This is a genomic window from Glutamicibacter sp. ZJUTW (assembly GCF_008370855.1).
GTDB lineage: Bacteria > Actinomycetota > Actinomycetes > Actinomycetales > Micrococcaceae > Glutamicibacter > Glutamicibacter nicotianae.
The window spans coordinates 1,184,000-1,197,173 of sequence record NZ_CP043624.1; the positions used below are offsets into that span (position 1 = coordinate 1,184,000).

12 protein-coding genes are annotated in these 13,174 nt (G+C 65.0%); 8 read left to right on the forward strand and 4 right to left on the reverse strand.

Annotated features, from left to right (window positions below):
• Positions 1 to 6 precede the first annotated feature (6 nt).
• From F0M17_RS05620 to F0M17_RS05635, 4 genes are all read left to right on the forward strand, one after another.
• Positions 7 to 636: a hypothetical protein gene (locus F0M17_RS05620; RefSeq protein ID WP_121866480.1), complete on the forward strand. Its 630-nt coding sequence runs from the start codon at positions 7 to 9 to the stop codon at positions 634 to 636.
• 142 nt (positions 637 to 778) lie between these two features.
• Positions 779 to 1,858 (forward strand): phenylalanine--tRNA ligase subunit alpha, encoded by a 1,080-nt coding sequence (pheS, locus tag F0M17_RS05625; RefSeq protein ID WP_149596628.1) that lies wholly within the window; start codon positions 779 to 781, stop codon positions 1,856 to 1,858.
• 3 nt (positions 1,859 to 1,861) lie between these two features.
• On the forward strand, positions 1,862 to 4,405 hold the full coding sequence (gene pheT, locus F0M17_RS05630; protein ID WP_149596629.1) for a phenylalanine--tRNA ligase subunit beta: 2,544 nt from the start codon (positions 1,862 to 1,864) through the stop codon (positions 4,403 to 4,405).
• Positions 4,406 to 4,560: 155 nt separating this feature from the next.
• Positions 4,561 to 4,770 carry a hypothetical protein gene (locus tag F0M17_RS05635; RefSeq protein ID WP_149596630.1) on the forward strand — a complete coding sequence of 70 codons (210 nt, stop codon included), beginning with the start codon at positions 4,561 to 4,563 and terminating at the stop codon, positions 4,768 to 4,770.
• On the opposite strand, the gene F0M17_RS05640 is transcribed toward F0M17_RS05635, so the two are convergent.
• Both F0M17_RS05640 and F0M17_RS05645 read right to left on the reverse strand, forming a co-directional pair.
• On the reverse strand, positions 4,767 to 5,249 hold the full coding sequence (locus F0M17_RS05640; RefSeq protein ID WP_149596631.1) for a GNAT family N-acetyltransferase: 483 nt from the start codon (positions 5,247 to 5,249) through the stop codon (positions 4,767 to 4,769). The two genes, F0M17_RS05635 and F0M17_RS05640, sit on opposite strands and share 4 nt — an antisense overlap.
• A 260-nt stretch (positions 5,250 to 5,509) precedes the next feature.
• Entirely contained in the window at positions 5,510 to 6,031 is a 522-nt protein-coding gene (locus F0M17_RS05645) for a phosphoribosyltransferase (protein ID WP_073706807.1), read from the reverse strand.
• 293 nt (positions 6,032 to 6,324) lie between these two features.
• Between F0M17_RS05645 and F0M17_RS05650 the strand changes: the two genes are divergently transcribed.
• Both F0M17_RS05650 and F0M17_RS05655 read left to right on the forward strand, forming a co-directional pair.
• Complete coding sequence (locus F0M17_RS05650; protein ID WP_149596632.1) at positions 6,325 to 7,839, forward strand: DUF5129 domain-containing protein; 1,515 nt, start codon at positions 6,325 to 6,327, stop codon at positions 7,837 to 7,839.
• The gene (locus F0M17_RS05655) at positions 7,839 to 8,780 is read left to right on the forward strand and encodes a 4'-phosphopantetheinyl transferase (RefSeq protein WP_149596633.1); all 942 of its coding nucleotides are present in this window, start codon (positions 7,839 to 7,841) and stop codon (positions 8,778 to 8,780) included. The genes F0M17_RS05650 and F0M17_RS05655 overlap by 1 nt, the downstream gene beginning before the upstream one ends.
• Positions 8,781 to 8,795: 15 nt before the next feature.
• Here the strand turns inward: F0M17_RS05655 and F0M17_RS05660 are convergent, their stop codons facing one another.
• Together F0M17_RS05660 and F0M17_RS05665 are read right to left on the reverse strand one after the other, a co-directional pair.
• The gene (locus F0M17_RS05660) at positions 8,796 to 9,719 is read right to left on the reverse strand and encodes an amidohydrolase family protein (RefSeq protein WP_149596634.1); all 924 of its coding nucleotides are present in this window, start codon (positions 9,717 to 9,719) and stop codon (positions 8,796 to 8,798) included.
• A 16-nt stretch (positions 9,720 to 9,735) separates the two neighbouring features.
• Complete coding sequence (locus tag F0M17_RS05665; RefSeq protein ID WP_149596635.1) at positions 9,736 to 10,704, reverse strand: quinone oxidoreductase; 969 nt, start codon at positions 10,702 to 10,704, stop codon at positions 9,736 to 9,738.
• A gap of 208 nt (positions 10,705 to 10,912) precedes the next feature.
• Between F0M17_RS05665 and argC the strand changes: the two genes are divergently transcribed.
• Positions 10,913 to 11,944 carry an N-acetyl-gamma-glutamyl-phosphate reductase gene (gene argC / locus F0M17_RS05670; protein ID WP_149596636.1) on the forward strand — a complete coding sequence of 344 codons (1,032 nt, stop codon included), beginning with the start codon at positions 10,913 to 10,915 and terminating at the stop codon, positions 11,942 to 11,944.
• Entirely contained in the window at positions 11,941 to 13,155 is a 1,215-nt protein-coding gene (argJ, locus tag F0M17_RS05675; RefSeq protein ID WP_149596637.1) for a bifunctional glutamate N-acetyltransferase/amino-acid acetyltransferase ArgJ, read from the forward strand. Before argC ends, argJ begins: the two co-directional genes overlap by 4 nt.
• Positions 13,156 to 13,174 lie beyond the last annotated feature (19 nt).

Sequence of the window (13,174 nt, forward strand, 5' to 3'; positions counted from 1 at the left end):
CGAATTATGAGCGTTATCGCTCTGGCCTTCGCCGCCGTCCTAGCACTTTCCGGCTGCGTCAACATGAACGCAGAAGTCGACATCTTGGGCAAGGACAAGGTCGCCGGGGCCATGCAGCTGACCCTGCACAAGTCGACGCTCAACGGCGTCAGCTTCGAGGAAGTGCTCAACAGCCAGATCGACATCGAAGCGATGGAACAGCAGCTGGGGGACAAGTGGACCTACAGCAACGTTGATGATGGCGAGAACGTGGGCCTGCGCTTCGAGACCACCAGCCCGATGACCTACGTCCAGCTGGCCGACGCATTCAGCCTCTTCGGCTTCGAGATCAACCTGAGCGACGACGGGCAGGAATACACCTTCTCGATGCCGGGCGACAAGGCAGCCGTGGATTCCTCCTTCACCGAAGCTAACCTGCACGTCACCTTCCCGGGAGCTGTCACCTCGCACACCCCGGGTACCGTTGAGCACCACACCGTCACCTTCGACATGATCCAGGGCGCCGCCGCCTACGAGGCCACCGGCAAGGTCAACCACGCCATGTTCTACTCCGCAGTGTTCGGCGGTGCGCTGCTGGTCTTGAGCCTGGTCTTCGTGGCTGCATTCGCACCCAAGGCCGCCAAGGAAGCTCACTAGAAAGCGGCAACCCCGCTTCAAGGTAAGAAGCTTCACGCCAAGGGCCCGTCATCGGTGAAACGATCACGGGCCCTTAGCCATAGAATGGAAGCAGAGAATTCTACGCGTAAGTACAAGATAAGAGTAAGGATCGATCGATCCCATGTCTGATCAGACAACTGAACAAGCTCCTGTCGGGGAGTCAAATGTTCCGCACCCAACCGATGAAGCAGGCATCCAGCATACGGTCGACGCCGCCCTGGCAGCCATCGAGGCAGCTGGCGACCTGAACGAGCTGAAGGAAGCCCGCTTGGCCCATACCGGCGAAAAGTCGGCGCTGTCGCTGGCCAACCGGCAGATCGGCAAGCTGGACAAGTCCGAAAAGGCCGTGGCCGGCAAGCTCGTGGGCGGGGCCCGCGGACGGGTCAACAAGGCGCTGGCCGCCCGCACCGTGGTGCTGGAAGAAGCCGAAGCCGCCCGCATCCTCATCGAGGAAACCGTGGACGTCACCGCGGCAGCCCGCCGCCGCCGCGTCGGCGCCCGCCACCCGCTCTCGGTGCTGCAGGACCGTGTCGCTGACATCTTCGTCGGCATGGGCTGGGAAATCGCCGAGGGCCCGGAAGTCGAATCCGAATGGTTCAACTTCGATGCGCTGAATTTCAAGCCGGATCACCCGGCCCGCGAAATGCAGGACACCTTCTTCGTGGAGCCTGCCGACGCGCACCTGGTGCTGCGCACCCATACCTCCCCGGTGCAGGTCCGCTCGATGCTCGAGCGTGATGTGCCGGTCTACGTGCTGTGCCCTGGACGCACCTTCCGCACCGATGAGCTGGACGCCACCCACACCCCGGTCTTCCACCAGTTCGAGGGCCTTGCCGTGGACAAGGGCCTGACCATGGCCGACCTGCGCGGCACCCTGGAGCACTTCGCCCGGCAGATGTTCGGCGCCGAAGCGCAGATCCGCCTGCGCCCTGCCTACTTCCCGTTCACCGAGCCATCGGCCGAGCTGGACATCTGGCACCCGGGCGCCAAGGGCGGCCCGCGCTGGATCGAGTGGGGCGGCTGCGGCATGATCAACCCGAACGTGCTGCGCGCCGCAGGCATTGATCCGGAAGAGTACTCCGGCTTCGCCTTCGGCATGGGCATCGAGCGCACGCTCATGTTCCGCAACGATGTCCCCGACATGCACGACATGATCGAGGGCGACATCCGTTTCAGCCAGCACTTCGGGATGGAGATCTAAGCAATGCGTATTCCACTATCTTGGCTGCGCGAGTACGCGCAGGTACCAGCCGACGCCTCGGCTGAAGACGTCATGGCAGACCTGGTCAAGGTCGGCCTGGAGGAAGAAGACGTCCACCGCCCCTCCGATGAGCTCTCGGGCCCCATCGTGGTCGGCCAGGTGCTGTCCCTGGAAAAGGAAGTCGCCTCCAACGGCAAGACCATCAACTGGTGCCAGGTCCGCGTGGTTCCCGAAGGGGCCGAGCAAACCCTGGCCGGCAAGGGCATCGACCCGTCAGGCGTGCAGGGCATCGTGTGCGGAGCGCACAACTTCGTGGAAGGCGACAAGGTTGTTGTCACCCTGCCCGGCGCCGTGCTGCCCGGGAACTTCAAGATCTCCCCGCGCAAGACCTACGGGCACACCTCGGCCGGCATGATCGCCTCCAGCCGCGAGCTGGGCATCGGCGAGGACCACGACGGCATCATCGTGCTCTCCCGCCTGGGCCTGGACCCCGAGCTGGGCACCGATGTCATGGAGCTGTTCGGCCTGGATGACCAGGCGGCGGAGATCAACGTGACCCCGGACCGCGGCTACTGCTTCTCGATCCGCGGCGTAGCCCGCGAGTACGCGCTGGCCACCGGCACCTCCTTCACCGATCCGGCTTCGAAGGTGGTCGTCTCCGACGCGGCAGAAGCCGGCCATGAGGTCGTGCTGGCCGATGAGGCGCCGATCTACGGCGTGCCAGGCTGCACCCGCTTCCTGACCCGCGAGGTCAACGGCATCGACCCGAGCCGTCCGACCCCGCGCTGGATGGCATCGCGCCTGCAGCTGGCCGGCATGCGCTCGATCTCGCTGGTGGTCGACATTTCCAACTACGTGATGCTGGAACTCGGCGCGCCGCTGCACTTCTACGACGCTGACAAGCTGACCGGTGCCATCACCGTGCGCCGTGCCTCCGCAGGGGAGAAGCTCACCACCCTGGACGACAAGGAACGCGAGCTGTCCGTCGAGGATCTGCTGATCACCGACGAGTCCGGCGCCATTGGCATTGCCGGCGTCATGGGCGGCGCGGCCACCGAGGTCTCGGATTCGACCAGCCGCGTGCTGATCGAAGCCGCCCACTTCGATGCCGTGTCCATCGGCCGTTCGCGCCGCCGCCACAAGCTGCCGTCCGAAGCCTCCAAGCGCTTCGAGCGCGGCGTGGACCCGCGCGTCATGCAGATCGCCGCGCAGCGCGCAGTGGACCTGCTGGTGGAGCTGGCCGGCGGCACCGAGACCGCCAAGGTCACCGATGCGGGCCAGGTTCCTGCCGACACCACGATCCAGCTTCCGGCCGGTTTCGCTGGCGCACTGGTCGGCGTGGACTACACCGACGAGCAGACCATCACCGCGCTGGAAGGCATCGGCGCAAGCGTCGAGCAGAACGCCGAGGGCTTCGCGGTCACCGCGCCAAGCTGGCGCCCGGATCTGGCCATCAAGGAAGACCTGGTCGAGGAAGTAGCCCGCGTCGTCGGCTACGACAAGATTCCGGCAACCCTGCCGGTGGCACCTCCGGGCCGCGGCCTGACCCGCACCCAGTCCCAGCGCCGCCGCCTGCTGCAGGGTTTGGCGGATGCAGGGCTGACCGAGGTCCTGAACTACCCGTTCGTTTCTGAAGCGCAGAACAGCACCTTCGGTGCCGCGCAGGCGGGGACCGAGGTGAAGTCCATTGCGCTGGCCAATCCGATCTCCAAGGAATTCCGCTTCCTGCGCACCTCGCTGCTGCCAGGCCTGCTGGACACCGCACGCCGCAACATCGGCCGCGGCTTCCGCGATCTGGCGTTGTACGAGGGCGGACTCGTCTTCGTGCCAGGTGAGCAGCTGGGCTCCTCGGTGCTGCCTCCGCTGGGCGCCAAGCCAAGCGATGAGGTCCTGGCCGAGCTGTTCAATGGCGTCCCGAACCAGCCATGGCACCTGGCCGCAGTGCTCACCGGCCGCGAGGCAACGCCTGCTGCCGGCTTCGCACCGCGTGCTTGGGACTGGGCCGACGCACTGGATGCCGCCTATTGCGCGGCGGATATCCTTGGCGTTGAGCTGGAGGTTGGCCAGGGCAGCCACCAGGCCTTCCATCCGGGCCGCGTCGCGGCGCTGAAGGTTGCTGGCGAGATCGTTGGCTACGCCGGCGAACTGCACCCGGCGCTGCTGAAGGATGCGGACCTGCCAGCTCGAACCGTGGCCATGGAACTGGACGCCGCTGCCATGATGGCCGCTGCACCTGCCGTGGTGGTCGCCCAGCAGCACCTGTCCACACAGCCGCTGGCTACCCAGGACGTGGCACTGGTTGTCGACCAGGACGTCGTGGCCGGCGATGTGCGCGACGCGCTGCGTGAAGGTGCCGGTGAACTGCTCGAAGACATCGCGCTGTTCGACGTGTACCAGGGCCAGGGCATCGAAGACGGCAAGAAGTCTCTGGCCTTCGGCCTGCGTTTCCGTGCCGCCGACCGCACCTTGACCGCCGATGAGGCGTCCGAGGCCCGCGCCGCCGCGGTGGCAGTGGCTACCGAGAAGTTCGGTGCTTCCCAGCGCTAGGCCCTGAATGTGCCGCATGCCCTGCTGCTATCCCGGAACTCGGGATAGCAGCAGGGCATTTCGCGTTCTGGCCGTGCACAGGGACTGCATGTTTGAGGTCTACACTTGATCTGGGATGAACCGACACGGCGTCGAGATGCAGCAGGAGGCTGGAAGTGAAGGGTTTGCGTTCTTGCGGTGCTGCGCTGCTGGTGTTCTTCCTCGGCATCTTGGCCGTTGCCGTGCTCATCGCGGCCGGATGGGCGGCGGTGCTGTTTATCCAGCGCGGTGCAGGAACCCACCTCGATGAGCCGCCCACGCCGAGCGTTTCGGTGGAGGAAGAAGCACCCGATCCGCTTCGCCCGTCGGAAACGTTCACGCCTTAGCTGGCAGGCGGCATCTGAACGGTGGGCATAGCCAGTGTCAGCGTAATGAGCCCGGGTCCTTCCTTCGCCTGGGCGATGAACCCGTAGCGGACAAGCACTTTCAGCGACGCGATATTCGCGTCGTCCACCCGTGCGATAAAAGCGCTGCGGCCGGATTCCTGCAATTGTGAGAGCCCTTCGCCGACGACTGCCTTCGCCAAGCCTTGGCCCCAGTATTCCGGGTCGATCCAATAGCCGATTTCGGTGGCCTGTCCGCGTTCGGTAGCGGTGAAGAGGCCAACCGGTGAATTCTGGCGGCGCGCGATGAACCAGGAGATCGCCGGATCGCTCAGGGCGTGCTCCACGCGTTGCGCGGTGTATTCGTGGCTCCAGGTGCTGCCATCTCCGATAAAGGCCGTGACGCGTTCATCTGCCGCGAGGCGTGCAACGAAATCCGTATCTGTCGTGGCCATCGGCGTTAGCACCAGTGAAGGACCCATGGCTTCAGCCTATGCCGGCACGGCAGGAAGGCAAGCTTCGTTTCACGAGCCAAGCGGTTTCATGGCAAGAACCGTCAGTTCCCAGTAAAGACGGCCATGGCTTGGACTGGAGACCGAAATTTGGACTTGATCTGATTGAGTCGCACCGAGTTTGCGGGCATTGCTTGGAACACTGGCCTCTTCCATTCCCGTGGCAGGCACGGCAAAACAAAAGCAGGGAACGACGAAATTTCGTCGTTCCCTGCTGAAGTTGAAGAACTTTACTTGGTTCCACCAGCGGTAACCGGTGGCAAGTCCGACCATGGGAAGGTAATCCACTTATCGGTGCGGCGCCATTCATAGTCCGGGACCATGATGGTGCGTGGCTTGGTGTACAGGCAGACGGTCTTGACATCGGCGCCCCAGGCGGACACCAGATCGACAACCTTTTCGAGGGTGCGGCCGGAGTCGGAGACGTCGTCGACGATCAGGATCTTCTTGTCGCGCAGGTGGCCGTCATCAAGCATTGGGGGAAGAACCACTGGTTCAGGCAGGACGGTGCCGATACCGGTGTAGAACTCCACGTTCAGCGCACCGCAGGCCTTGACACCCAGGGCGTAGGAAATGGAGCCGGCGAGCAGCAGGCCGCCTCGTGCAACTGCCAGGACGATGTCTGGCTCGAAGCCATCGTCGACAATGGTCTGTGCCAGCTCGCGGGAAGCCGCACCGAAGGTGTCCCAGGTGAGGATTTCGCGCTCTGGTTCTGAAAGGACGGATGCCCCTGAATCGTCAATGCTAGTCATTCTGCAATTTTATCCCCGAATTCGTGGCAGCGATGCACAGTTGAAACCGACCGTTCACTTTTTCCTGCCGAGCCCGGAGGATTCCCATCCGTTGATTAGGCAAGAATAGGCAGGCAATGGACCAGCTTGAGGAATCCATCACTTTTGGCGAAACCGTGCCCGGCGCCAGCGCATGGCAGGCTTGATGCGCCAAAAGCCGTCTTAATGATGACCCGTGCCGCATCCAAGATCGCTAGGATGGGGAAAGGCCATCAGCCGGAGATAATCCGGAATCCCCATGAAGGAGACGCAACTTGAGCCCACGAACCTGGAACATCCGGATAGCCGGTGCCGCAGCCATGCTCTCTTTGGGACTGGCCGGGGCGTTGCCTGCCGCGCATGCGGCCACCGGAGTACAGGTCGCTGCGGGGCAGAACCTGGAATCGGTCACCATCGATGACTCCACGGGCAAGCTCAATGAGCAGCGGCTGCGTGATGCCTTGGAAGAACTCGATTTCAATGAGCCGACCGATGTGGCGATCTACGCCCGTAACGGGGAATACTCCGACGACATCAACACCAAAACTCTCGACTACGCCAAGTCAACGCATCCCGAATGGATATCCGGCAAGCCCGAAGACTACGGCGACTACTGGGCCGACGGCCTGTTCATCATCACCTTGTCCATCGAAGGAGAGGGAGACGGGCAGATCGGCACGTACTTCGGTGAAGACCGCAAAGTTTCCGAGAGCTCCATGGAGAGCATCCATGAAGCCGGCTACGACGATTTCAACCTGTCCCGCTGGACCGATGGCGTCATCGCCGTAGCCGACAAGGCATCCGTGATCATGAATCGTCCCTGGTACCAGCACCCTGCATTGTGGATTACCACCGGCATCGGTGGACTCGTTGCCGCCAGCGTCGGCGGAGCCGTGCTACATACCCGGTCGGCACGGCGGAAAACCTTCGCCGAAGAACTGCATCAGGGAACCGTTCACCTGACCAACGTCACGATGGATCTGGAAGAGACCGAATTGGCGGCTCGTACCCTGCCGTCCGCTTCAGGTCATGCCGCCGAGCTGGAACAACGCTTCAGCAAGTTCATGGCCAAATACCGTGATTGCTTCGAAGCGCAGCAGTCGCTGGAGCAACAGAGCAAGAAAGAGCGTTCGGGCACCAACGGCGTGCGCCAGGCCAAGGAATTCCGAGAGTCAACCCAGTCCTTGGACCTGACGGATGACGCCATCATTGCCGCGGCCGCGCTCTATACCCGTTCGGCCTCATGGCAAGATGCCTGGCATGCGCAGACCAAGCCATTGGAAGACGACCTGGACGATATCCGTGAATTGCTCAATGACGTCGAACCGGAGCTGAAGGGCAGCGCTGCCGCCTTGGCTTCCTACCGGGAAACTGCAACCACCGAGCTCAACGAGCTGACGGCGCAGCTGACGGAAGAATCGATCACCGTGGACCAGGCGCTTGATGGATTATCCGCATTGCGTGCCGAGCTGACCGAAAAGCTGGACATCTTCGCCCAAGCGCAAATCGAGGTGTACGCGGAGAATGCGGAAGAGAAGGCCGATATGCAGTCGGAGCTCAAGAAATCCCGGTACGAAACCCGTGCCTATGACGGCCGTTCCGGCACCATCCTGGATGTCCTGAATCCCGCATCGATGTATTGGCGGGTGAGCGGCTACCACCACGGATATTCTTCAGGCGTCAGCGCAGTAACTGCCTCGCGTGAAGCGGCGAGCTCCTCCGGCGGAGTATCCAGCGGCTACTCCGGTGGCGGAAGCTTCTCGGGCGCTGGCGGATCCTCCCGCTTCTGATGAAATCCGACAATATCTTTGCAGACTTGCTGCCGCCGGCGATGCGGGTCGTTGAGACCCGCATCGAGCTGGAGGAAGGCCCGTACTATCCCGAAGAAGAACGGTACATCGCCGATGCGGTGCCCGAAAGGCAGCGTGAATTCCGCACCGTCCGGGTGTGCGCTCGCCGAGCCTTTCGAGAACTGGGCCATGAAGGTGCTGCCCTGGTCCCGGATGAGAAGCGGGCACCAATCTGGCCAGCTGGCGTTGCCGGGAGCATGACCCACTGCGCGGGCTTCCGGGCAGCCGCTGTAGCTTCCACGAATGATATCCGTGGCGTGGGCATCGACGCCGAGCTGCATGTCCCGTTGCCAGAAGAAATCCTCGACATCATCTTGCTTCCCGAAGAGCGGCCGATGGTCGAAGACCTATCGGCACGCTATCCGCATATCTTCTGGGAGCGGCTGATCTTCAGCGCCAAGGAAAGCGTCTTCAAGGCCTGGTTTCCGCTGACCAGGCAGTGGCTGGATTTCCTGGAATGCCGAATTCTCATCGATGCGCCAGCACGCCGATTCCAAGACCGCGCCCAGGCCCTGCTCGTGCAGCCGCCGGGCCTTGTCCTTGACCTCGTCCAGCAGTTCCGCGTAGCTTTCCACGCGCTGCCCGTCGTCGCTGGCCGGAGCGCCGGGGTGGGCCTTTGCAGTGGCCTGCAGGATGTCCATGAGGGTGCGCGCAGGCGGCGCCAGGGCTCCGGAGGGGAACTGGGGTGGGTGGATTGGTGCATCCGGCGCTGGAGTCTGTCCGTTGTCCATGCTGATCGGATCCGTCCCTTCACCAAAGAGCGTGTCGGTCCGCTGGGGGAGAGCGGTCCGGAAGCGAAGCGGATCCTGGAGGGGCGGAACACGGGGTTCCATCAACCATTAAAGCCTGCCGCGGGCGGACCGCCGCAAGAATATGGTTGAACTGTCATGCATCTCTCAACTGTTGCGCACCGCCTGCAGCAGCCTGCGCGGGGAATCGTGCAGCACGTCGCGCATCCATCCCGCGCCCAGCGACCAGGATTCCAGCGCCTGGATCTGGTGGCTGTAGGAATAGGGGATATTCGGGAAGTCGGAGCCGAACACGATCTTGTGCGAGAGCCCGGCCACGAGCCGCGGATATTCCGCCGGCAGCGGGGCGATGCGGTTCATGAACCCGGTGCCCACCATGGTGGTATCCAGGTAGACGTTGGGATTCTCTGCGGCCAGCTGGGCGAACTGCACGTAGTCGGGCAAGCCGGCATGGGCGATGACCAGCACCAGCTGCGGATGCCGTGCCACCAGTTCGCGGATCGGCTCGATCCCGGTGAACCGGCCGGCATGCGGCCCATGCCCGCAATGGATCACCACCGGCGTCCGGGCCTCGGCGACCAGCTCCCAGGCGCCGTCGAGCAGCGGATCGAGCGGGGTGAAGCCGCCCACCTGCACGTGCACTTTGAACAGCTGCACCCCCTCGACCAGCGCGGCGCGCACCAGTTCGGCGGCCCCGGGCTCCGGGTAGAAGGTGCCCGAACGGATCGCCTTGGGATGGCGCTGCGCGAACTGCCGCGAGTACTCGTTGAGCCAGGCGGCCATGTCCGGCCGGTGGGCATAATTCAAGGTGCCGTAGGCGATCACGCCCAGTTCCTCCAGCGCGGTGACGCGCTGTGCTTCGGGCATCCGGTAGCTGATCGGCCACGGGTGCCCGGTGCGCTGCGCTTCGCCATCGAAGTAGGACCAGACCTTGGCCAGCACGTTATCCGGCATGAAGTGCACGTGCAGGTCGATCAGCCCCGGGATGCCCAGGGCCTGCAGGTATGCCGGCACCTCCTCGTCGGTGGCGGGGCCGATGCCGGCGTGCCGGCCGGATTGATGCTCGTTCATGGCTGGGGATCCTGCGCTAGGGAACCAGGATGATCTTGCCGGTGGTGGCCCGCGATTCCAGCGCGGCGTGCGCCGCGGCGGCCTCGGTGAGCGGGTACTCGGCACCGATGCGCACATCAATCTGGCCGGCGGCGACCCAGCCGAAGATGTCGCCGAAGCGCCAGTGCAGCTCCTGCTCGGTGGCCAGGAAGTCGTCGAGCTTCGGCCGGGTCACGCTCAGCGAGCCGCCGGCGTTCAGCCGCTGCAGGTTGAAGTCGGGCACCTGGCCGGAGGCGCCGCCGAAGAGCACCAGCGTGCCGCGCCGGCGCAGCGCCGCCAGCGAGGTCTCGAAGGTGTCCTTGCCGATGCCGTCGTAGACCGCATGCACTCCCGCCCCGCCGGTGACCTGCTCGACGGTGGCCGCCACCTGGTCGTAGTCCACCACGTAGTCGGCACCGGCGGCCCGGGCCAGGTCCTTCTTCTCCTGGGTGGAGGCGGTGGTGATCACCGTCGCGCCCTTGAGCTTGAGCAGCTGGGTGAGGATCAGGCCCACGCCGCCGGCGCCGGCATAGGTCAGCACCACGTCGCCGGAGCGCACCATGTAGCTCGAATGCACCAGGTAGTGCGCCGTCATGCCCTGCAGCGGCAGCGCGGCGGCGATATTCAGGTTCACCGCGTCGGGCACCTTGCCCGCCCGCTTGGCATCCACCAGCGCGTACTGGGCGTAGCCCCGGGAACCGGAGGCGGTGGCCACCCGGTCGCCGACCTTGTAGTTCTGCACGCCGTCGCCGATCTGCTGAACCACGCCGGAGAACTCGGAGCCCGGGGTGAAGGGGTAGTCCACCGCGTACACGCCGCTGCGCTGGTAGGTTTCGATGAAGTTCACCCCGGTGGCGGCGATCTTCACCAGCAGCTGGCCCGGTCCCGGGGCAGGGACCGGGATTTCTGCCGGCACCAGTCCGCTGGCGTCGGACGGTTCGTTGACCACGATGGCTTGCTGCTGCATGGAATGGCGCTCCTTGGCTCTGCAGATCTCGAAACTCTGCGTATTTGGATCCCGGCGCTCGATGCGCTCGATGCCGGGCGGTCTCTACGGCCAGTGTAGGACTTCGGGCGGCCGTGCGGGCGCCGCGCGGGTGGATGTCGGGTTACGTGACGAAGAATTTTATGAATATTTATTAGCGTGCGTGAATATTTCGCGGTAGAATCTGGTCATGACGATTTCAGTAGCTGTTTCCGGCGCCAGCGGATACGCCGGCGGCGAGGTCCTGCGCATCCTCGCAGCGCACCCAGAGGTAGAGATCGGCGCGATCACCGCGCATTCGCAGGCCGGGCAGCGTCTCGGCTCGATCGCCCCGCACCTGCATGCGCTCGCCGACCGGGTCCTGGTGGACACCACCGTGGAAAACCTTGCCGGGCACGACGTGGTGTTCCTGGCCCTGCCGCACGGCGCCTCGGCTGCCGTGGCCGCCGCCCTGCCCGAGAACACCCTGGTCATCGACGCCGGCGCCGACCACCGGCTGGAATCGGCCGCCGCCTGGGAGAAGTTCTACGGCTCCGAGCACGCAGGCTTCTGGCCCTATGGGCTGCCCGAGCTGCCCGGGCAGCGCGAAAAGCTGGCCGGAACCAAGCGCGTCGCCGTCCCCGGCTGCTATCCGACCGGCGCGCAGCTGGCCCTGGCCCCCGGCTTCGCCGCCGGGCTGCTGGAAGCCGACGACGTGGTCATCATCTCGGCTTCGGGCACCTCGGGCGCCGGCAAGTCGCTCAAGCCCCACCTGCTGGGCAGCGAGGCGATGGGCTCGATGAGCACCTACGGGGTGGGCGGCTCGCACCGCCACATCCCGGAAATGGAGCAGGGCTTCTCCAAGCTGGCCGGCGAAGATGTCACCGTCTCCTTCACCCCGACCCTGGCCCCGATGCCGCGCGGCATCCTGACCACCGCCACCGCCAAGGTGAAGCCGGGCGTCACCGCAGCGCAGCTGCGCGAGGCCTGGACCGAGGCCTACGCCCACGAGCTGTTCGTGCACCTGCTGCCCGAGGGCCAGTGGCCGACCACCGGTGCGGTGCTCGGATCCAACCACGTCCAGCTGCAGCTGGCCTTCGATACGCACGCGAACCGCGTGATCGCCACCGCAGCGCTGGATAACCTGACCAAGGGCACCGCAGGTGCCGCCGTCCAGTCGATGAACATCGCACTGGGACTGGAAGAAAACACCGGACTGCTCATGCAAGGAGTCGCACCGTGAGCCTCGCCTACACCCCCACCCACCCCTCGGCATCCGGCACCGGCGTCACCGCCCCGGCAGGCTTCAGCGCCGCCGGCGTGCCGGCAGGGCTGAAGTCCACCGGCAAGAACGACGTGGTCGTGGTGCAAAACCTCGGCCCGCAGTTCACCGCCGCCGGCGTGTTCACCTCCAACCGCGTGGCCGCCGCCCCGGTGCACTGGTCCAAGCAGGTGCTGGCCGATGGCCGCATCGACGCGGTGGTGCTCAACTCCGGCGGAGCGAACGCCTGCACCGGCGCCGAAGGCTTCGCCAACACCCATAGGACCGCCGAATACGCCGCGCAGCTGCTCTCGGTTTCCGCCGGCGATGTTGCGGTGGCCTCCACCGGGCTGATCGGCGTGCAGCTGCCGATGGACAAGCTGCTGCCCGGCGTGCAAGCAGCCGCCAGCGCCTTGGCCAGTGACCAGAACGCCGCCGATCAGGCGGCCGCGGGCATCATGACCACCGACACCGTGCCGAAGCTGGTCTCCCGCATCGTCGGGGCCCCGGGCTCCGGCCAGGTGGTCATCGGCGGCATGGCCAAGGGCGCGGGCATGCTCGCCCCGGCGCTGGCCACCATGCTCGTGGTGCTCACCACCGACGCGCAGCTGACCGCCGAGCAGGCCGATGCGGCCCTGCGCGCCGCCACCGCGATGAGCTTCGACCGCGCGGATTCCGATGGCTGCATGTCCACCAACGACACCGTGCTGCTGCTGGCCTCCGGCGCTTCGGGCACCACCCCGGACCTGGCCGACTTCACCGCCGCGCTGACCGACGCCTGCTGCGAGCTGGCGGCGAAGCTGATCGAGGATGCCGAAGGGGCCGATCACACCATCGCGATCCGCACCTTCAACGCCGCCACCGAGGCCGACGCGCTGGAAGTCTCCAAGGCCGTCTCGCGCTCCAACCTGGTCAAGACCGCCGTCTTCGGCAAGGACCCGAATTGGGGCCGCGTGCTCTCCGAGGTCGGCACCACCAAGGCGGCCTTCGAACCCGACGAGCTGAACGTCTCGATCAACGGCGTGATGGTCTGCAAGAACGGCGGCGTCGGCGAGGACCGCAACCTGGTCAGCCTCGAGGAGCGCAATGTGCGCATCGAGATCGACCTGAACGCCGGCACCGAGGAAGCGACCGTGCTGACCAACGACCTGACCCACGACTACGTCCACGAGAACTCCGCCTACTCCAGCTAGGCAGAAGCAAGGGAATTCA

Coding starts and splice junctions, on each gene's coding strand:
- F0M17_RS05620 (WP_121866480.1), top strand. CDS start 7: ATGAGCGTTATCGCTCTGGCCTTCGCCGCCGTCCTAGCACTTTCCGGC.
- pheS (WP_149596628.1), top strand. CDS start 779: ATGTCTGATCAGACAACTGAACAAGCTCCTGTCGGGGAGTCAAATGTT.
- pheT (WP_149596629.1), top strand. CDS start 1,862: ATGCGTATTCCACTATCTTGGCTGCGCGAGTACGCGCAGGTACCAGCC.
- F0M17_RS05640 (WP_149596631.1), bottom strand. CDS start 5,249: ATGGGTCCTTCACTGGTGCTAACGCCGATGGCCACGACAGATACGGAT.
- F0M17_RS05645 (WP_073706807.1), bottom strand. CDS start 6,031: ATGACTAGCATTGACGATTCAGGGGCATCCGTCCTTTCAGAACCAGAG.
- F0M17_RS05655 (WP_149596633.1), top strand. CDS start 7,839: ATGAAATCCGACAATATCTTTGCAGACTTGCTGCCGCCGGCGATGCGG.
- F0M17_RS05660 (WP_149596634.1), bottom strand. CDS start 9,719: ATGAACGAGCATCAATCCGGCCGGCACGCCGGCATCGGCCCCGCCACC.
- F0M17_RS05665 (WP_149596635.1), bottom strand. CDS start 10,704: ATGCAGCAGCAAGCCATCGTGGTCAACGAACCGTCCGACGCCAGCGGA.
- argC (WP_149596636.1), top strand. CDS start 10,913: ATGACGATTTCAGTAGCTGTTTCCGGCGCCAGCGGATACGCCGGCGGC.